This is a genomic window from Nocardioides sp. NPDC006273 (assembly GCF_040613495.1).
Lineage (GTDB): Bacteria > Actinomycetota > Actinomycetes > Propionibacteriales > Nocardioidaceae > Nocardioides.
In genome coordinates, this window is sequence record NZ_JBEXSD010000088.1 from 1 (window position 1) to 18,092 (window position 18,092).

Sequence of the window (18,092 nt, forward strand, 5' to 3'; positions counted from 1 at the left end):
TTTCTCGATCTGGTGCCGGGTCAAGGATGGCCGAAGGCCACCGCGAAGCGGCGGGCGAAGCCCGTCCTTGAGGCGGTGCATGATCGAGAAACACTGGAGGAAAGGGTCGGCGGCGAACCCTGAAGCGAAGAAACGGTCGCTAAGCGAGGTTTCCTCAGGGCAGGTCTCGACAAGCTCGACCACCGGAGCGACTGTGTTGGTCTCGACACGCCTCCGCCCAGCGGCTCCGGCGGCTCGACCAGCGGGGACCAGGCTCGACCAGCGAGAGTCGGCGGCTCGACAAGCTCGACCACCGAACCCTACGACCCAGTAACCATCTCCACAAGCCGCCCCATAGCCCGCAGCTCAGCATCATCAACACCCTCATCAGGAACGATGACAAGCGACCAGAGCCGACTCCCGACGGCAACGTTGCCGACAACGAGATCCCCGTCATCGTGCGACTCGATACACACAAAAGCCCGCTCCCCGATCTCGACAGGCGAAGGAGAAGCGATGCAGTCCTCCCGACTAGCAGAGAGCCCAGCCCCGACGGAGGTGTCGACGAGCGTGGTCACGAAGATGGCGCCCCGGTCACTGGTGTAGGTGCAGACCTCCTCGTCGGCGGAATGCGACCACACCCCGGGAATGGCGCTGGCGACCTGACCGGGCTCGAAGAGACAGGGACCACCACCCGTTCCGGGGGAGGAGGTGGATGGGCTCGGCCCGGGGCTGCTGGTGCTGGGCTCTCCGGAGCCGCAGCCCGCGAGAGCGGTCGCGGAGAGGACGGCTGCGATGCTGAGCAGCTTCCTCGACACGTACGTCTCCTCGGGGTTGCGGAAGTCTCGCCAGTTTCGCAGGTCACCCTCGCAGGCTTGCAACCGAGGAGTCGTCGGAGGCAGCGAGATCGGGAATCATCCTGCGCAGCCGCACGAGCGCGTCGCTGGTCTGCGACTTGACGGTGCCGATGGCGATGCCGAGGGTTGCCGCGGTCTCGCGCTCGGTGAGGTCGTCGTAGAAGCGCAGGACGACGACGGCGCGCTGCCGGGGCGGAAGCTGCAGCAGTGCATCCCGGACGGTGAGGCTCCAGGCGAGGCTCGCCCCGGCTACCTCCCGATCGGGTAGATGCTCGACCAGAGTCTCGCGCCATCGCCGAGTTCGCCATCGGGTGATGGCTTCGCGGGCGAGCACCTTGCGGACGTACGGCTCGGGGTTGTCCTGGATCCTGCCCCACTTCGGCACCACCTTGATGAGCGTGGTCTGGACGAGGTCCTCGGCGTCCTCGGCATGTCCGGTGAGGAGGTACGCGGTACGCAGCAGCGCCGAGCGGCGGGTGATGACGAACTCGTCGAAGAGGTGACCGTCAGGCTCTGGCACGGCGCCTCCAGACGAGGATCGCGAGGGCGGCGACCACGAGCGTCGTGCCGGCCGTGATGGTCGGGACCCAAGGCGACCAGGGTCGCGGCGGGGCCGGCTGACTCTTCACCGGGGAGTCGAGCAGGTTGATCGCGAGGCGGGCGGTGTCGGCGTACGCGCTGAGCACCTCGGCGGACCCGTCGCGGACGTCGACGGCGACAAGGTCGACGCCTGATTCGGCACGGCTGTGTCTCAGGGCAGCGACATGAGTTTCGTCCAGCCACGAGACCACTCCGAGATAGTCGCCCGGGACCGGGTCACCAGCACCGTCCTCGTCGACGTCCTTCACGCTGATCTGGGCTGGCATGGAATCTCCGAAGATCGCCGCGACGCGTTTCGAGTCCGGCGTGAGGGCGAGAAGTTGCGACCCGTTGATCCGCCCGGGAATCCCGGCGATCTTGGCGGGAGCGGCCGTCCCGTCAGCCGCTACGATAAACGATTCCTCGCCCGAGACGATCATTGTGCCGACGCCGTTCGTGCTCGCTTGGTCGAGCCCGACGAGGTCGCTGCTGGTGGCGGAGGCCTCGGAAGAGCTCAGGTCGAAGATCAGGCTCCGGTGCGTCGAGGAGCCGCAGCAGTTCTGCATCTGTCCGAATGAAACGCCGAGACGGGTTGGATCGAACCAGACCAGGGTGCCGTGCCCGATCCCACGCTCGGTGCTGGGTCTCTGGGTGACCACGTCGCCGGTCACGGTGTCATAGACCGCATAGCCGTTGATCGTGCCTCCTTCGAGCGCGGGGATCGGGTCGGACACCTCCCCGGTCGTCCAGTAGGCGACATGGCGGCCATCCGGGGAGAGCCGGGCCGCGGCGAGGTAGGCGGTGGCTGCGTGCGGCAGGTCGAGAAAGGCGTACGCCCCGGTCTCGGCCGAGACCCCGGCCAGACCATCGGTGCTTCCGAGCCAACCTTTTCGCGGCGTATCGAACGTCGCGATCAGCGGGCCGATCGGCCCCACCGAGTCCGTGCCGGGAAGATGCGGGCTGGGCTCGTGGAACCGGCTGGGGAGGTAGCTGCCGGTCCCGGTATCCGCCGTCGGTTCGAGTCGAGGTCGTTGCTGCCAGGTCGCCGTGCCGAGCGCGATCAGCAGCACGCAGGCCACGGCAGCGATCGCGATCGTGCCGAGGCGCTGCGTACGCGCCGCGCGGCGGCCCCGTCGCCACAGCTGTTCCGGGGCATCGCCGCCGGAAGGCGCCTCACGGGCGAGCTCTTCGAGTAGGTTGGTCAGCACATCGGTCTCCTGATCGGTTGTCCGATGGCTTACACGTAGCGAGCCTCGCCGAAGGTTGGGTGTGCCCGATTTGAACAGAATTCCCGTGCGGTCCTTGCCTGATTGTGCAGAATCACAGGCGTGAACTCTGAAATCGGAGAACGGCTCGCGGGGCAGCATGTGCTGCTCACCGGGGTGACCGGGTTCGTCGGCGAAGCGCTGCTGCATCTGCTGCTGACCGAGGTGCCAGACGCACGTCTCAGCGTTCTCGTCCGGCCCAAGGGGTCGATCTCGGGAGCCGAGCGGATCGCGAAGATGCTGGCCAAGCCGATCTTCGAGACCGTCGCGGACGCGGAGGTGAACGTCGTCGAGGGCGATCTCTCCGATCCGCCCGCGCTTCCCGACGATCTGGATGCCGTGGTGCACTCGGCGGGCGATGTCTCCTTCGACCCGCCGGTCGACGAGGGGTTCGTCACCAACGTCGTCGGCGTCCGTGAGCTGCTCAGGCGGATCGAGGAGACCGGACGTGACATCCACTATCTGCACGTCTCCACCGCCTATGTCTCCGGCCGCCGCCGCGGGGCCATCCCGGAGGGCCCGGTCGAACACTCCGTCGACGTCGAGGCCGAGCTCGCCTGGGGCCTGGCGCAGCGCGCCGCGGTCGAGGACCGTTCGCGCAGCGTCGAGGTGATCTCCAAGCTGCGCAAGCAGGCCGAGCGCGAGCACGGTCGCGCGGGCATGATGACGGCCGCCGCTGCCGCCGAGGAGGCGCGCAAGCAGTGGGTGAAGAAGGAGCTTGTACGCCTCGGCGCGGAGCGGGCGCGCTCGCTCGGCTGGACCGACTGCTACACCTTCACCAAGGCGCTGGGCGAGCGGGTCGTCGAGGCCTATGCCGCGACCGGGCGGCGCGCGACGATCTACCGTCCGGCCATCATCGAGTCGGCCCTCGCACGTCCCTACCCGGGCTGGATCGAGGGCTTCAAGATGGCCGAGCCGCTGATCCTGGCCTACGGGCGCGGCGAGCTTCCGCTCTTCCCTGCCGCCGCGGACACGACGGCCGACATCGTGCCGGTCGACCATGTCGTCGCCTCGATCGTGGCGTGTCTGGCCCACCCGCCGGAGCAGGGGGAGCCGGCGTACTTCCATCTCGCCTCCGGCGACCGGAACCCGTTGACCTTCGGGATGCTCTACGAGAGCGTGCGCTCCTACTTCGAGAAGGAGCCGTTCGCAGCGGGGGACCGGGGCGCGGCCAGGCTGCCGGAGTGGACCTTCCAGGGCGGGGCGTCGGTCGAGCGGCTGATGGCCACCGGGGAGAAGGTGCACAAGATCGCCGACACGCTCCTCGGGCTGGCGCCGCGCAGCGACCGGACCCGAGGATGGGCGCGCGACCTGGACCGGCAGGGGCGGCGGCTGCAGTTCCTCCGGCGCTACCTGGACCTCTACAAGGAGTACGCCCAGGCTGACCTGCGCTTCGTCGACACCAACACGCTCTCGCTCTACCGGTCGCTGTCGCCGGCCGATCAGGAGACGTTCGCCTTCGACACCGCGGTCATCGACTGGCACGCCTATCTCCACGACATCCACGTGCCCTCGGTCACCAAGCCGGTCCGTGAGCTCGACGAGCTGCGCAAGCTGCGGAAGCGGCCGGTCGCAGGTGCGCTGCCGCAGGTCTCGACAAGCTCGACCACCGAAGGCACAGGCTCGGATGCCGACGGCGGCCGTGTCGCCGCGTTCTTCGACCTCGACGGCACGCTGATGTCCTCCAACGTGATCGAGACCTACCTGTGGCTCCGGCTCGGTGAGCTCTCGGGCACGGCCAGGGCGGCTGAGATCGCGCGCGTGGCCGGCAAGGTGCCCAAGTACGTGTGGACGGACCGGTCCGATCGGAGCGCTCTGCTGCGTACGGTCTACCGGGAGTACGCCGGCGCGCGCCTCTCCGACCTGGACGAGATCGTCGACGAGCACCTGACCACGCACATCCTCGGGCGACTGGCGCCGGACGCGGTGCGGCGGATCCGGAAGCACCGTGCCGCGGGGCATGTGACGGTCCTGGTCACTGGTGCGATCCGGCCGCTGACCAGGCCGCTGCGGCCGCTGTTCGACCACATCGAGGCGGCGGACCTGGCCGTCGATGACCGCGGCTTCTGCAACGGTCACCTGGCCGCATCGCCGCTGGTCGGTGAGTCCCGCGGTGCGTTCGTCCGCGAGTGGTCCCGTCGCGAGGGCATCTCGACCGCCGACTCCTTCGCCTACGCCGACTCCCACTCCGACCTCCCGCTGCTCGCGGCGGTCGGGCACCCGGTCGCGGTCCGGCCCGACGTAACGCTCTTCCGGCACGCCAAGAAGTCACACTGGGCGATCGTCGACTGGGAGTCCCCGGGGCATGCGAGCCGTACGCTCGACCCGGCCGGGCTGAACCGTTGAGATCGACGAGACCGAAGAGGAGGGCCTGAATGCTCGCGCTCGAGATGTACCGCAGTGTGGCCAAGACGGCGCTGGGGAAGGTCGCCGGCGGTCGGATGCCGCTGCTGCTGACCGGCGCGGCGGCGCCGCTGCGGATGGTGACGCTCGAAGCACCGCGGGTCGAGCACGAGGGATGGGCCCGACTGCGGGTCTCGCTCTCCGGCATCTGCGGGTCCGATCTGGGGATGCTGTCGGGGAGGACGAGCCTCTACTTCCAACCGCTGGTGAGCCTGCCGTTCGTGCCTGGCCACGAGATCGTGGGCGAGCTGATCGACCCCTGTGGTGACCTGGAGCCGGGGACGCGGGTCGTGATCGACCCGGTCCTGACCTGCGCGGCGCGCGGGCTGGAGGCGTGCGAGGCGTGTGCGCGCGGCGAGACCAACCGGTGCTCCCGGATCACCGTCGGCGACATCTCCTCCGGGCTGCAGACCGGCTTCTGCCACGACACCGGTGGCGGCTGGTCGCAACAGCTCTCGGTGCACCGCTCCCAGCTCCATGTCGTGCCGGAGGGCTACTCCGACGAGCAGGCGCTGCTCGCCGAGCCGGTCGCCTGTGCGGTCCACACGGCGCGCCGCGCCGCAGTCAGGCCCGGCGACCGGGTGCTCGTCTCGGGCGCCGGCGCGGTCGGGCTGCTGGCCACGCTCGCGCTGCGCGAGCTCACCGACGCCGGCGAGATCGTGGTCGTCGCCAAGCACGCCCACCAGCGGGAGCTGGCGCTGCAGTTCGGCGCCACCGAGGTGGTCGCGCCGTCGGAGACGCTGCGCAGGATCAGGCGCGCGACCAGCGCTTTCATGATCGAACCGGAGATGATGGCGGCGCCCTACCTGCTCGGCGGCGTCGACGTGACCGTCGACGCGGTCGGCTCGAAGGAGTCGCTGCAGACCTGCCTGCACGCCACCCGCGCCGGTGGCCGCGTGGTGCTCTCCGGGATGCCCGCCTCGGCCGACCTGTCCGCAGCCTGGTTCCGGGAGCTCGAGGTGGTCGGGACGTACGCCTCCTCGCGTGGGGCCGGCGACTTCGCGACCGCGCTCGACCTGGTCGGCCACGACGCCATGTGCCGTCTGGCCAAGACCGTCGCGCCCTACCCCCTCCACCGCTGGCGCGAGGCTCTCGACCATGCCCACTCAGCCGGTCGTCTCGGCACCGTCAAGGTGGCGTTCGACCCCCGCCAGACCAAATGATCCCGTCGTCCAAAGGAGATTCATAGATGACACGGCCAGGTTTCGTGCTGGAGGTCGACGACCGTACGCCGCCCCTGCTCGTCCACGAGGGCCTCGGGTTCCGGCTCGAGGAGTTCCCGCAGGGCACCCGGGTGATCTATCCGCCCGAGTCGCTGCCGACGGTGCCGGACGTGGAGGGGGCGATCCGGGAGTCGCTGGAGAACCCGGTCGACTCCGAGCCGCTGCGCGAGCTGATGTTCCCGGGGATGCGGCTCACGATCGCCTTCGACGACCTCTCCCTGCCGCTGCCGTCCATGAAGGCCCCCGACATCCGGGGCCGGATCATCGAGCAGGTGCTCACGATCGCCGCGGAGAAGGGCGTCGACGACGTCGAGATCGTCGCGGCGCTCGCCCTGCACCGCCGGATGACCGACGCCGAGATGAGGCACATCGTCGGCGAGCGTGTCTTCCGCAGCTTCGCGCCGTCGGGGAGGCTCTACAACCACGACGCCGAGGACCGCGCCAACCTCGAGCACATGGGGCAGACCGATAAGGGCGAGGACGTCGAGATCAACAAGCGGGCGGCCACCTCCGACCTGCTGGTCTACGTCAACGTCAACCTCGTCGCCATGGACGGCGGACACAAGTCGGTCGGCATCGGGCTGGCGTCCTACAAGTCGATCAAGCACCACCACAACGCCAAGACGATGGTGCACTCGCGCTCGTTCATGGACCACAAGCACTCCGAGATGCACTCCTCCGCCTGGCGGATGGGCCGGCTGATCGGCGAGCACGTCAAGGTCTTCCAGATCGAGACGACGCTCGACAACGAGGTCTTCGGGAAGCCGTACGACACGCTGCTCAAGCGCGAGTGGGAGTGGTCGTTGCGCGACCAGGCCACGGTGCTCGGCCTGCGCCGCGGGCTGGCGGTCGCACCGCAGAAGATGCGTCACAAGATGTTCCACGACCTACGGTCCAACTACGGGCTGACCGGGATCACCGCCGGAGCCGTCGAGCCGGTGCACGAGCTGACCGTGCAGCGCGTCCACCAGCAGCAGCGGGTCAAGGTCGAGGGGCAGTCCGACGTGATGGTGATGGGGGTGCCGTTCCTGGGCCCCTACAACGTCAACTCGACCATGAACCCGATCCTGGCCGCGTGCATGGGGCTGGGCTACTACTTCAACTCCTACCTGCGGCAGCCGGTCGTGCGCGAGGGTGGCGTCGCGATCCTCTACCACCCGCTCGACGAGGGCTTCAACACCCTGACGCACCCCTCCTACGTGGACTTCTACGAGGAGGTGCTGGCCGACACGACCGACCCGGCGCTGATCGGGCCGAAGTTCGAGGAGCAGTTCGCCACCGACCCCTGGTACGTCCACCTCTACCGCACCTCGAACGCCTACCACGGCGTCCACCCGTTCTACATGTGGTACTGGATCGCCCACGCCCTCGACCACCTCGGCGACGTGATCTGGGTCGGCGGAAACCCGAAGGCGGCCGCGCGGATGGGCTTCCGCTCGGCCTCGACGCTGCGGGACGCGCTGGAGATGGCGTCCTCCACGGTCGGGCCGTCGCCGTCGATCACCTACCTGCGCAACCCTCCGCACCTGCTGGCGGACGTCCGATGAGCGCCATCGTCGGTCGAGCCGCGAGTGCCGTCGTCGGTCGAGCCGCGAGCGCCAGCGAGCGTGTCGAGACCAACACAGTCGTCTCGAGCGCGGATGGGACCGTGTTGGTCTCGACACGGATTCGTTCGTTCCTCACGAATCCGGCTCGACCAGCGGGGGCGGTGAGGTCCGCATGAGCAGCTTTTGGAAGGACACGGCTCGCGACGTACGCCTCATGAAACGGGGCTGGCGGTGGGGTCACCGGGCGCAGGTGCCGCGCTCGGCGGAGCCGTTCGTGCCACCGGCGACGACGACCGTGTTCGACAACGAGTGGTCGCGCCGGCCGGCCGCGCGGGCGGTCCGAGAGGTGGCCCAAACTGGGCTGGAGGCGGTCTTCAGGTCGCAGGTGAAGACCCAGGTCGAGGGGCTCGACGTGCTCGATCGGCTCGACGGGCCGGTGATCTTCGTGGCCAACCACGCCTCCCACCTGGACACTCCGCTGATCCTGCTGAGCCTCCCGGACGAGTGGCGGCGGCGTACGGCGGTGGCAGCCGCGGCGGACTACTTCTTCGACACCTGGTGGCGGGCGGTGGGCTCTTCCCTGGTCTTCAACACGCTTCCGATCGACCGTCGCGGCGGCGCGCTGGCGACCCAGCCGGGCGAGGTGCTCGCCGAGGGATGGTCGCTGGTCGTCTTCCCCGAGGGCACCCGCTCCAAGGACGGCACCGTGGGACGCTTCCGGTCCGGCGCGGCCTACCTGGCCACCGAGTACGGCGTCCCGGTCGTCCCGATCGCCCACCGGGGCACCTACGCGGCGATGCCGCGCGGGGTGAACTGGCCCGGCAAGGACAGATCCGGTGGCCGCCGCCAACTGACCGTACGCTTCGGGGAGCCGCTCCACCCGGCCGCGGGCGAGTCGGTGCGCGAGTTCGCGCCCCGGATCCGGGGCGCGGTCTCGCGGCTGCTCGACGAGGACGCCACCGACTGGTACGCCTCGATGCGCCGCGCCGCCGAAGACCGCACGCCCGACCCGGCAGGTGAGGAGATCGCCGAGTGGCGCAAGGTCTGGGCGGCGACCGAGTCTCCCGATCCCGAGCCGGACAAGGTCAGAGCCTGGCGCCGCTGAGCGCGAGGCCGATGAGCGGCTGGAGCCGGCTCAGGCCCAGCGCAGCAGCGCTGCCACCGGAGCGTCGCCGAGCACGCTGGCGGGGAGGACGCAGATCTCCGCGTCGGTGAGGACCGCTGCGGCGATGAGTGCCTCACTCGCCTCGACCGGACCGGAGACCGGGGCCTCGCCGAAGGTGAGACCCGGATGGTCCGCCGGGTCGAGCGTGCGGCCGGCCAGCGCCTCGGGGTCGATCAGCAGAGTCTCGACGCGGCCGGTGACGAAGGCGTCGGCGACGTCGCGTACGCCGGTGGCCGCGCGCTCGCCCCTGCCCCAGGCCTCCTCGAGACGCCGGACGAGCGCGGTGCGGCGGCGTACGACACGGTCCATCAGCGCGCTGCGGATCGCGTCGTGAAGGGCCTCTTCGCCGCCGTCGTCGGCACGCTGCCCGCTCTCCAGCTCGACGACCTCGATGGGCTGGTCGGCGAGGACGTCCTTCAGTCTGCTCAACGAGGTCGGGTCGCCGCCGACGAGCACGAGCTCGTGGCCGTGGTCGCGGACCAGCCCGATCACCTCGTCAGCCACCTTGTCGGCGTTGTGGCGCCAGACGTTGTCGGTGGTCTGCTGCATGCGGTAGGCCGCCCACCCGACGTCGTCCTGCACCTTGTGCACGTGCTCGAGCTCGTCGCCATCGACGGTGGTCGTGCTCGTCGGCCGAGGCGTCCCCGAGTCCCAGAGCGAGATCTCGCCGCCCGCGTGGTCGACCAGGACCAGCACGAACGACACCGAGGAGTCGCGGGCGGCGATCCAGGAGCCGAGGTCGGGCAGCGCGTCCCAGGTCGCGACCTGGGACGGCACCTCGGCGACGGCGACCTCGTCGTAGGCGATCCCCTCAGGCGTCGCGACGACGACGCGTGCCACGGGCGCAGGAAGTCGTACGTTCGCCTCCAACCGCTCGGAGACCTGGGCCACGACGTCGGGTGGTGCGCCCTGCGCGGAGAGCTCCTCGCAGGCGGCGCGCACGCGCAGCTCCTTGGCATGGGCCGCGTTCTCCGAGTCCTGGCTGACATCGGCCAGAACGGTCGCGTACGGCCCGGGGCGGGTCAACAGGTTGGTGAATCCAGCGGTGTCCATATCTGTGTGGTACCCACCGCAGGCGGACGTGACACGGGCGGATCTCAGCCGCCTGCGCAGGTCACCTCGGTCACCCGCCACTCCTCGTCCTTGCCCTTCCCGGAGCGGGTGAGCTCGAGGGTGAAGACCGACAGACCGCCGTCGGGCGTCAGTTCCACGACGGCCCCGGACTCGGTGAGATCGGTCGAGTTGATGCGTACCTTCTCCAGGTGGCCGCGCGCGTCAGCCGTCTTCTCGGCGGGCGGGGTCTGGACCGAGGGACAGGCTTGTGCCCACTGCGTGACCAGCTCCGGCTTCGCGTCGACCGTGGTCCAGCTCGTGGTGCGGGCGAACCGGCTCGCGGCCGTCTCGGCCTGCTCGGTGGCGTGCTCGCGGAAACGTGAGCGCGAGTAGCCGTACCCGGCCACCGAGATCAGCACCCCGACCAGCAGCAGCACGCCGACCTTGAGCGCGATCTCGCGCCTCTCGCTGCTTTGCACGGGACGTTCCTACCACCGCCGGCCCCAGGACCCGAACCGGCTCGCGGATGAGAGAGCTCTCATGGTCGTCTCACGATCACCTCACCGCGGGTCGAGATGGTTCATGCACGGCGCCGGGAAAACCCGGGGCAGAACCTGAAGGGACGAATGATGAAGAAGCTTCCGATGATCCTCGGAACCGGGCTGGTCGGCGTTGTCGCGGCCGGTGTGTTCAGCTACCAGAGCGCTGCTGCTGCCGATGACGATGGCTATGCCAAGCGCGAGGAGAAGTCCAACACCCAGGTGACCACCGTCGACGATGACGACGACAACGACGCCGACGACGTCACGCGCGACGGTGCCGACGACGACGCGACCAACGGGACCGGCGTGACCAAGGCGACCAAGGACGCCACCCGCGACAACACCCGCGACAACACCCGCGGCGACCAGACCAAGGACAACACCAAGGACGACGACACCAAGGACGACGACACCAAGGACGACAAGACGAACGACAAGACCAACGACAAGACCAAGGACTGAGTCCGCCGATGACCGACACCTGGGATCTGGCCCAGGGTGACGCGATCACCCCCGAGCTGACCGCCATGCGGCTGCTCGGGGGCGGCTCGTCGTACGAGGCCTTCCTCGCCTTCGACGAGGTCACCTACGGCCCGGTCGTCGCCAAGGTCCTGCGACCGAACCTGATCGACAGCGAGAAGAGCCGCAACGCGCTCCGGCGCGAGACCGAGGCCCTGACGAGGCTGAAGCACCCGGTCCTCGTCCGCGGCCTGCGCGAGGAACTCGACGCCGAGCGTCCGTACGTGGTGATGGAGCATGTCGAGGGCCCCCGGCTCTCGACGCTGATCCGCCGCCACGGTCGCCTCCCGGAGCAGCAGTACCTGCCGCTCGCGCTCGACCTCGCCTCTGTGCTGCACTATCTGCGCCGCTCCGGCTGGGCGCACCTCGACGTCAAGCCGAGCAACCTGATCATGGGTTCGCCGGCCCGGCTGATCGACCTCTCCGTGGCCCGGCCGGCGGCCGCTGCTGCCGCGTTGCGCCACGAGATCGGCACCGACGCCTACATGGCGCCCGAGCAGTGCCTGCCCGGCGAGCGGGGCGAGGTCGGTCCGGCCAGCGACGTGTGGGCGCTGGGCGCGACGCTCTTCCACGCCGTCACCGGCGAACGGCCCTTTGCCCACGGTGACCCGGCCGCCACCGAACGCACCGAGCGCTACCCGCAGCTCGTGTCCCGGCCCGGCGCCCTCCCCAGACGTACGCCGCCCGAGGTCGTCGAGGTCATCGAGGCGTGCCTCGCCCCGGCCGTCGGTGACCGGCCGAAGCCGGCGGAGATCGCCGAGGCCGTCTCGCCCGCGCTCGAGCGCCTTCCGCGCGCCTCGCTGGGCGGCCTGCGGATCCACTGACCCGTCGAGTTCAGGGCTGGAAGCGGTAGCCCATGCCGCGGACGGTCTCGACCCGGGCCGAGCCCAGCTTCTTGCGTAGGTAGCCGACGTAGACGTCGACGACGTTGGAGCCCGGGTCGAAGTCCATTCCCCAGGCGAGGTCGAGCAGCTGCGCGCGGGAGAGCACCTGCCCCGGATGGCGCAGCAGCACCTCGGCCAGCGCGAACTCGCGCGCCGAGAGGTCGCTCTCGCGCCCGTCGACCCGCAGCCGCCGGGTACGCAGGTCCAGCGCGACCGACCCGGAGCGGAGCTCGCCCACCTCGGCGTCGGTGCGGTCCTGCTGCCGCAGGCGTACGTGGATCCGGGCCCGCAGCTCGGCGAAGCGGAACGGCTTGGCCAGGTAGTCGTCGGCGCCGCCCTCGAGCGCGGAGACGGTGTCGTGGACCGAGTCGCGGGCGGTGAGGACCACCACCGGCATCCGGGAGCCCTGGGCGCGGAGCTGGTCGAGCACCTCGAAGCCGTCGATTGTCGGCAGCCCGATGTCGAGCACCATCAGGTCGAAGGCGCCGCTGAGCGCCTCCTCGAGTCCCGCCAACCCGTCGGCGACGGTGCTGACCTGGTGGCCGTCGGCGCTCAGGCCCTTGGCGAGGAAGGCCGCGATGCGGTCCTCGTCCTCGACGATCAGGATGCGGGCCATGCCTCTCCTTCGGTGCGTGCGGGCAGGGTGATCGTGAAGCGGGCGCCGGACGGCGTCGCGTCCTCCACGCCCACGGTCCCGCCGTGGGCGCCGGCGATGGCGGAGACGATGGCCAGTCCGAGACCGAGGCCTGGACGGTCGCCCGAGGCGGGCTGGGCGCTGGGCTCGGCGCCACGCGCGAACCGCTCGAAGATCCGTTCCCGGTCCTCGGCCGGCACACCGGGGCCGGTGTCGCGCACCCACAGCCGCAGGATGCCGTCGGCGGTCGCCGAGCCGACCGCGATCCGGTCGCCGGGCGAGGTGTGGCCGACGGCGTTGTCGCACAGCTGCAGCATCGCCTGGGTGACCCGCTGCGGGTCCAGGCGCCAGGTGCCGGGAGTAGCTGTGTCCAGGTGCCAGTCGCGGTCGGCGAGCGCGCTGGCCTTGGCCAGGATGTCCTCGGTGAGGGTGTCGACGTCGACCTCCTCCAGGGTGAGGAAGTCCGGCCGGTCGTGCTTGGCCAGCAGGATCAGGTCGCCGACCAGACGGCTCATCCGGTCGACCTCGTCGAGCGCCAGCCGCCTGGTCTGCTCGACCTCGGCCGGGTCGGACTCGTCGAGGAGCTCGAGGTGGCCGCCGATGATCGTCAGCGGCGTACGCAGCTCGTGCCCGGCGTCGTCGAGGAACTGGCGCTGGTCGGTGAACGCCTGCTCCAGACGGGCCAGCATGTCGTTGAAGTTCCTGGTCAGAGCGGAGATGTCGTCATTCCCCGACTCGGGGAGGCGCTCGGAGAGGTCGGTGGCGCTGACCGACCCGGTGGCGTGCCGCAGCCTGGTCAGCGGCGCCAGCAGCCGGCCGGACTGCCAGGCGGCGACGAGAGTGACGAGCAGGGCCAGCAGGCCGGCCACGATCGTGTAGGTCCCCATGGTGCTGCGCAGCTCGGCGCGGTCCTCGTCGAGGTAGGAGACGACCAGTAGGGCGCCTTCGGTGGTGCCCTTGGCGCTGTCCTGGCGCACCGGCTGGCTGGTGATGCGCACCTCGCCCTTGGAGGTGTCGAGGTAGGTCGTGCCGCCGTTGAGGACCAGGTCGTCGACGGCGGTGTGGAACCGTGGCGAGGTGACCAGCGGATCCTCGGGAAAATGGGCGCGCGGACGGCCGTCGACCCAGGCGACGAGGAGCTCGTCGTCGTCGGGCACGTTGCGGCGTAGGAACGTCAGCAGCAGACCCTCGACGTTGAACGGAGCTCTGGTCTCGGGGTCGACGCCCTCCTGGCGCAGCTTGGCGAACTCGTCGAGCTCCTGCTCGACCTCGCGCTGCATCGCCGCCTCGACACGGCCGAGCTCGACGACGTAGACGATGAGTCCCGCGCCGGCGAGGGCGAGCGTCACCAGGAGGGCGACCGAGGCGGTGATCCGGGCACGGACCGACAACCCCCGGCGCGGCGGGGGTGGGCCGGTCTCGGGCGGCTCCGGCTCAGTCGTCATCGCGGTCGTCGTCATCGTCGTCGTCATCATCATCGTCCACCGGGCTGGGGGAGACGACGGGGACGCGCGTCGACGGGCTCGGCGGCCTGGTGCTCGGCGTGCCGGTGCTGGGGGAGGTCGTGTCCGAGGGGAGCACGACGGGATCGCGGGGCGGCGGGTCGTTCTCCGAGGCACCGGTGAAGGAGCCGGCGATGTAGACGCCGACGACCATGACGACGGCGACGGCGACGGCGAGCAGGAGCTTGAGGGTGCGGGACATGACGCTTCGATACTGCCTGACCACGGGTCAGGAGCGGGGGTCCATGAGAGAGCTCTCATGGATACAGTGATGCGGGTCACGACATGCAACTGGAGGTAGCCCGTGTTCGTTCCGTTCAGCGTCAACGACTTCATCGACCGTGCCGCAGCCGTCTACGGCGAGCGGGTGGGGATCGTCGACGAGCCCGACCAGCCGGCTGCCTCCCTCGGGGAGGTGACCTACGCCGAGATGAAGGCACTCGCGAAGCGGATGGCGGCGAAGCTGGACGAGCTCGGCATCGGGGTGGGGGAGCGCGTCGCGATCGTGTCCCACAACTCCGCGCGGCTGCTGACCGCCTTCTACGGGGTCTCCGGCTACGGCCGGATCCTGGTGCCGGTCAACTTCCGGCTGCGGCCCGACGAGGTCGCCTACATCGTGGAGCAGTCGGGAGCCTCGGTGCTCTGGGTCGACCCCGAGATCGACGAGGCGCTGAAGGACGTGACCGCCAGGCATCGCTTCGTGCTCGGCGACGACGCCGCCCTCTATGCCGACGAGGGCGTCGAGCCGGTGCCGTGGGAGCCGGACGAGAACGCGACCGCGGCGATCAACTACACCTCCGGGACCACCGCGCGGCCGAAGGGCGTGCAGATCACCCACCGCAACATCTGGACCAATGCGCTCACCTTCGCGCTGCACGCCGGCTGCAGCGACCGCGACGTCTACCTGCACACGCTGCCGATGTTCCATGCCAACGGCTGGGGCATGCCGTTCGCGGCCACGGGCCTCGGCATCAAGCACGTGGTGCTGCGCAAGGTGGACGGGATGGAGATCCTGCGCCGCGTACGCGACCACGGGGTCACCTACATGTGCGCCGCCCCCGCGGTGGCGGCCGCGGTGCTCGATGCGCTTCCGCAGTGGCAGGAGACCGAGGGCGAGATCCCGGGGCGGGACAAGGTGCGGATCATCATGGCCGGCGCGCCGCCGCCGACGAAGACCGTCGTCCGGGTCCAAGAGGAGCTCGGCTGGGAGTTCATCCAGATCTACGGCCTCACCGAGACCTCGCCGCTGCTGACCATCAACCGCACCCGCGCCGAGTGGGACGACCTCGACCCGATGGAGCGCGCCACGAAGCTGACCCGCGCCGGCGCGCCCGCGATCGGCGTGAGCCTCGACATCTCGCCGTCCAAGGAGGTGCTGGCCCGGTCCAACGTGGTCCTCGAGGGCTACTGGGAGAAGCCCGAGGAGAGCGAGAAGGCGCTGGCCGACGGCTGGTTCCACACCGGCGACGGCGGCAGCCTCGGCGACGACGGATACCTCACCATCTCCGACCGCATCAAGGACGTCATCATCACGGGCGGTGAGAACGTCTCGAGCGCGGAGGTGGAAGACGTCCTCTTCCTGCATCCCTCGGTCGCCGAGGTCGCCGTCATCGGCATCCCCAGCGAGAAGTGGGGCGAGACCATCCTCGCGCTCGTCGTCCTCGCCGAGGGTGCCTCGGCGACCCAAGAGGAGCTGATCGCCTGGTGCAAGGAGCGGGCCGCCGGCTACAAGGCGCCGACCGTCGTCGAGTTCCGCGAATCCCTGGCTCGCACCGCCACCGGGAAGCTGCAGAAGTTCAAGCTCCGCGAGCCCTACTGGGGCGATCGCGACCGCAAGGTCAACTGATCGCCGACTCGGCGCAAGTGGCCCAGAAATTCTTGCCGAGCCGGCGCATCTGTCCCGCGAGCTTAGGACATTTGCGCCGACTCGGCGGGTTCTGTTGGGACATCAGCGCCGATTCGGCGGGGTGCCGCCACCGGGTGCGGCGCCCATGGCGGCCTCGGTCGTCGTGTCGACGGCGACGGCGAGCGAGCCCCGGTAACCCGCGCTCGGGTTGCCGGTGAACGTGCCCATCTCGAGGTCGTAGCCGTCGCTGAAGACGTTGTCGGTGTCGAGGCTGACCCTGGTCAGATTCTCGGCCGAGCCCTCGTAGGCGTCGTCTTGGTAGACCTTGGTGACCATCTTCTCCGGGAAGGCGACCTGTGAGGTCGCGATCGCGTTCTCGCCGGTCGTAGCCGAGTCCGCGTCGGGGTAGACCTCGAAGTGCATGTGGGTCCAGCGGCCGTCGTAGCAGCCGGGGACGATGGTCTTGAATGTCACCTGCCCCTTGGCATCCGCCACCTGGACACCGCGGAGGTACGTCTCGTCCTCGACGCCTTCGGAGTACATCGAATAGCGGCCCAGCGCGTCGCACTGCCACAGGTAGACCGCGACACCCTCGAAGGGTACGTCGTCGTTGGCCATGTCGGTCACCGTGAAGGTGAAGGTGAGCGGCACGCCGTCGACCGTGGTGCCGCCGTCGAGGCTGGTGGTGATGTCGCTGCGTACGATCCCCGACTCGGTCAGCACGTTGGTGCCGTTGGTCCCGTCGGCCGGGTAGGGCCCGTTGGTCTCCTGCGGGATCTCGCCATGGGTCGTGGCCGCAGAGCCGCTGGAGGAGCCGGACGAGCTCGATGAGACGGACCCGCACGCGGCCAGAGCAGCTGTCCCGACCCCGGCTCCGAGCAGCCCGAGGATCCGGCGGCGCGTCAGCAGCGTAGTGACGTCGAAGCCGGCCCCCTGGTCGACCACCTCCTCCTCCGGGCGAGGAAGCAGACGTCCTTGGTAGGCGGGGCCTTCGATGGTCTTCTCTGGTTCGGGTACGCGGCTCATCTTGTCTCTCCTGGGTCGGTCGTGATGCCTTGACCCGACTCTGGCGAGTCAACCCGTCTGCACCTTCGGTATCAACTGTGAAGTCGCTTTGAAGGCCCTGGCCTGTCGCGTCCGCGGGTCGCGCTTGTCGAAGCCCCGCCGTATGTCGCTGTTGGCCTGAGAGACTTTCGCCGCCACCGGTGGTCGAGCTTGTCGAGACCTCCCCCGTGTCACGGTCACCCCTGAGAGGCCTGGGTCGTCCGGGGTCGGGCTTGTGATTCCCTGCGTGTTGCGGGCGACTGAGCGACTTGGGTGCCTGACTGGGGGCCGTAGGGCGGGTGGGGCCTAGTGCCTGACCGGGTTGGGAGATAAAAGGCCAGGGTGTCCGGGCTGGGTGCCATTTGGCTGTCTTGCGGGCTTCCAGCCTTGTCCGGGGGTTGGGTCGGGATATCTGTCCCTGACTGGGTTTTGAGTGGTCAGGGCGTGTGCCGGGGGCGCGTGTGTTTGGGGTCAGGCTGCGTCGGCTTGGCTGACGTCGTTGCCCGCGGCTGGTGCTGTTCTGGGGGTGATGGTGACGGTGCCCTCTGGGCTGGTGAGGAACTCATAGCCGTGGGGTGATCGCCATCGGTAGCGGCCGGGGGCGAGGCGTTGGTAGGTCCAGCCGAGGTGGGTTTTGGCGCGGTGGTGGCGTCGGCACAGGCAGGTGAGGTTGGAGGTGGTGGTCTTCCCGCCGTGGTCGAACGCGATGCGGTGGTCGAGGTCGCAGTTCTCGGCCTTGACCTGGCAGTGGGGGAAGGCGCAGGTCTGGTCGATGAGCTGGATCTGGGTCCGTAGCCGGCTGGTGGGGGTGTAGGCGTCGGTGGTGATCTCCTCGTTGAGGTCGATCACCGTCATCGGTCTGATGGTCACGCCGGGCAGGGTGGCCCAGCGGTCGAGCTGCTCGATGGTGGCCAGGCCGCGGGTGTTCCCGATCCGGACCAGGCCGGTGGTGGCTAGGTCGCGGGTGTCGGTGTGGATCTTCAGATCGATCACCCGGCCGGTCCCCGGGAGGACGCCCGCACGATCGGCGCCCAGGGAGCCGGTGTTGTA

17 protein-coding genes are annotated in these 18,092 nt (G+C 69.5%); 7 read left to right on the top strand and 10 right to left on the bottom strand.

What is annotated here, in order from left to right:
* Positions 1-299: 299 nt before the first annotated feature.
* From ABZZ22_RS25040 to ABZZ22_RS25050, 3 genes are read right to left on the bottom strand one after another with little or no spacing between them, the layout of a single operon-like run.
* Entirely contained in the window at positions 300-797 is a 498-nt protein-coding gene (locus tag ABZZ22_RS25040; RefSeq protein WP_354937563.1) for a hypothetical protein, read from the bottom strand.
* A 43-nt stretch (positions 798-840) separates the two neighbouring features.
* Complete coding sequence (locus ABZZ22_RS25045; RefSeq protein WP_354937566.1) at positions 841-1,356, bottom strand: SigE family RNA polymerase sigma factor; 516 nt, start codon at positions 1,354-1,356, stop codon at positions 841-843.
* Entirely contained in the window at positions 1,343-2,623 is a 1,281-nt protein-coding gene (locus tag ABZZ22_RS25050; RefSeq protein WP_354937569.1) for a hypothetical protein, read from the bottom strand. The genes ABZZ22_RS25045 and ABZZ22_RS25050 overlap by 14 nt, the downstream gene beginning before the upstream one ends.
* A gap of 120 nt (positions 2,624-2,743) precedes the next feature.
* Here ABZZ22_RS25050 and ABZZ22_RS25055 point away from each other — a divergent pair, with 120 nt between their 5' ends.
* From ABZZ22_RS25055 to ABZZ22_RS25070, 4 genes are all read left to right on the top strand, one after another.
* Complete coding sequence (locus tag ABZZ22_RS25055) at positions 2,744-5,026, top strand: HAD-IB family hydrolase (protein ID WP_354937572.1); 2,283 nt, start codon at positions 2,744-2,746, stop codon at positions 5,024-5,026.
* Positions 5,027-5,055: 29 nt separating this feature from the next.
* Entirely contained in the window at positions 5,056-6,246 is a 1,191-nt protein-coding gene (locus ABZZ22_RS25060) for a zinc-binding dehydrogenase (RefSeq protein WP_354937575.1), read from the top strand.
* Positions 6,247-6,272: 26 nt separating this feature from the next.
* Positions 6,273-7,853, top strand: coding sequence for a lactate racemase domain-containing protein (locus ABZZ22_RS25065; protein ID WP_354937578.1), 1,581 nt, complete (start codon positions 6,273-6,275; stop codon positions 7,851-7,853).
* A gap of 172 nt (positions 7,854-8,025) precedes the next feature.
* Positions 8,026-8,958, top strand: coding sequence for a lysophospholipid acyltransferase family protein (locus tag ABZZ22_RS25070; protein WP_354937581.1), 933 nt, complete (start codon positions 8,026-8,028; stop codon positions 8,956-8,958).
* Positions 8,959-8,988: 30 nt separating this feature from the next.
* On the opposite strand, the gene ABZZ22_RS25075 is transcribed toward ABZZ22_RS25070, so the two are convergent.
* Together ABZZ22_RS25075 and ABZZ22_RS25080 are read right to left on the bottom strand one after the other, a co-directional pair.
* Positions 8,989-10,071, bottom strand: coding sequence for a Vms1/Ankzf1 family peptidyl-tRNA hydrolase (locus tag ABZZ22_RS25075; protein WP_354937584.1), 1,083 nt, complete (start codon positions 10,069-10,071; stop codon positions 8,989-8,991).
* 44 nt (positions 10,072-10,115) lie between these two features.
* Positions 10,116-10,550, bottom strand: coding sequence for a hypothetical protein (locus ABZZ22_RS25080; RefSeq protein ID WP_354937587.1), 435 nt, complete (start codon positions 10,548-10,550; stop codon positions 10,116-10,118).
* Between the two features lie 150 nt (positions 10,551-10,700).
* On the opposite strand from ABZZ22_RS25080, the gene ABZZ22_RS25085 reads away from it, so the two are divergent.
* Both ABZZ22_RS25085 and ABZZ22_RS25090 read left to right on the top strand, forming a co-directional pair.
* Positions 10,701-11,075, top strand: coding sequence for a hypothetical protein (locus tag ABZZ22_RS25085; RefSeq protein WP_354937590.1), 375 nt, complete (start codon positions 10,701-10,703; stop codon positions 11,073-11,075).
* 8 nt (positions 11,076-11,083) lie between these two features.
* On the top strand, positions 11,084-11,956 hold the full coding sequence (locus ABZZ22_RS25090; protein WP_354937593.1) for a serine/threonine-protein kinase: 873 nt from the start codon (positions 11,084-11,086) through the stop codon (positions 11,954-11,956).
* A gap of 10 nt (positions 11,957-11,966) precedes the next feature.
* On the opposite strand, the gene ABZZ22_RS25095 is transcribed toward ABZZ22_RS25090, so the two are convergent.
* From ABZZ22_RS25095 to ABZZ22_RS25105, 3 genes are read right to left on the bottom strand one after another with little or no spacing between them, the layout of a single operon-like run.
* A complete protein-coding gene (locus tag ABZZ22_RS25095) occupies positions 11,967-12,632 on the bottom strand; it encodes a response regulator transcription factor (RefSeq protein WP_354937596.1) in 666 nt (221 codons plus the stop codon).
* The gene (locus ABZZ22_RS25100) at positions 12,617-14,095 is read right to left on the bottom strand and encodes a HAMP domain-containing sensor histidine kinase (protein WP_354937599.1); all 1,479 of its coding nucleotides are present in this window, start codon (positions 14,093-14,095) and stop codon (positions 12,617-12,619) included. The genes ABZZ22_RS25095 and ABZZ22_RS25100 overlap by 16 nt, the downstream gene beginning before the upstream one ends.
* Positions 14,085-14,354 (bottom strand): hypothetical protein, encoded by a 270-nt coding sequence (locus tag ABZZ22_RS25105; protein ID WP_354937602.1) that lies wholly within the window; start codon positions 14,352-14,354, stop codon positions 14,085-14,087. The genes ABZZ22_RS25100 and ABZZ22_RS25105 overlap by 11 nt, the downstream gene beginning before the upstream one ends.
* A 102-nt stretch (positions 14,355-14,456) precedes the next feature.
* On the opposite strand from ABZZ22_RS25105, the gene ABZZ22_RS25110 reads away from it, so the two are divergent.
* On the top strand, positions 14,457-15,998 hold the full coding sequence (locus ABZZ22_RS25110) for an AMP-binding protein (protein ID WP_354937604.1): 1,542 nt from the start codon (positions 14,457-14,459) through the stop codon (positions 15,996-15,998).
* Between the two features lie 102 nt (positions 15,999-16,100).
* On the opposite strand, the gene ABZZ22_RS25115 is transcribed toward ABZZ22_RS25110, so the two are convergent.
* On the bottom strand, positions 16,101-17,024 hold the full coding sequence (locus ABZZ22_RS25115; RefSeq protein ID WP_354937605.1) for an intradiol ring-cleavage dioxygenase: 924 nt from the start codon (positions 17,022-17,024) through the stop codon (positions 16,101-16,103).
* Positions 17,025-17,513: 489 nt separating this feature from the next.
* Positions 17,514-18,092 (bottom strand): HNH endonuclease signature motif containing protein (locus tag ABZZ22_RS25120; RefSeq protein ID WP_354937607.1); only part of this gene is annotated, 579 nt, incomplete at its 5' end.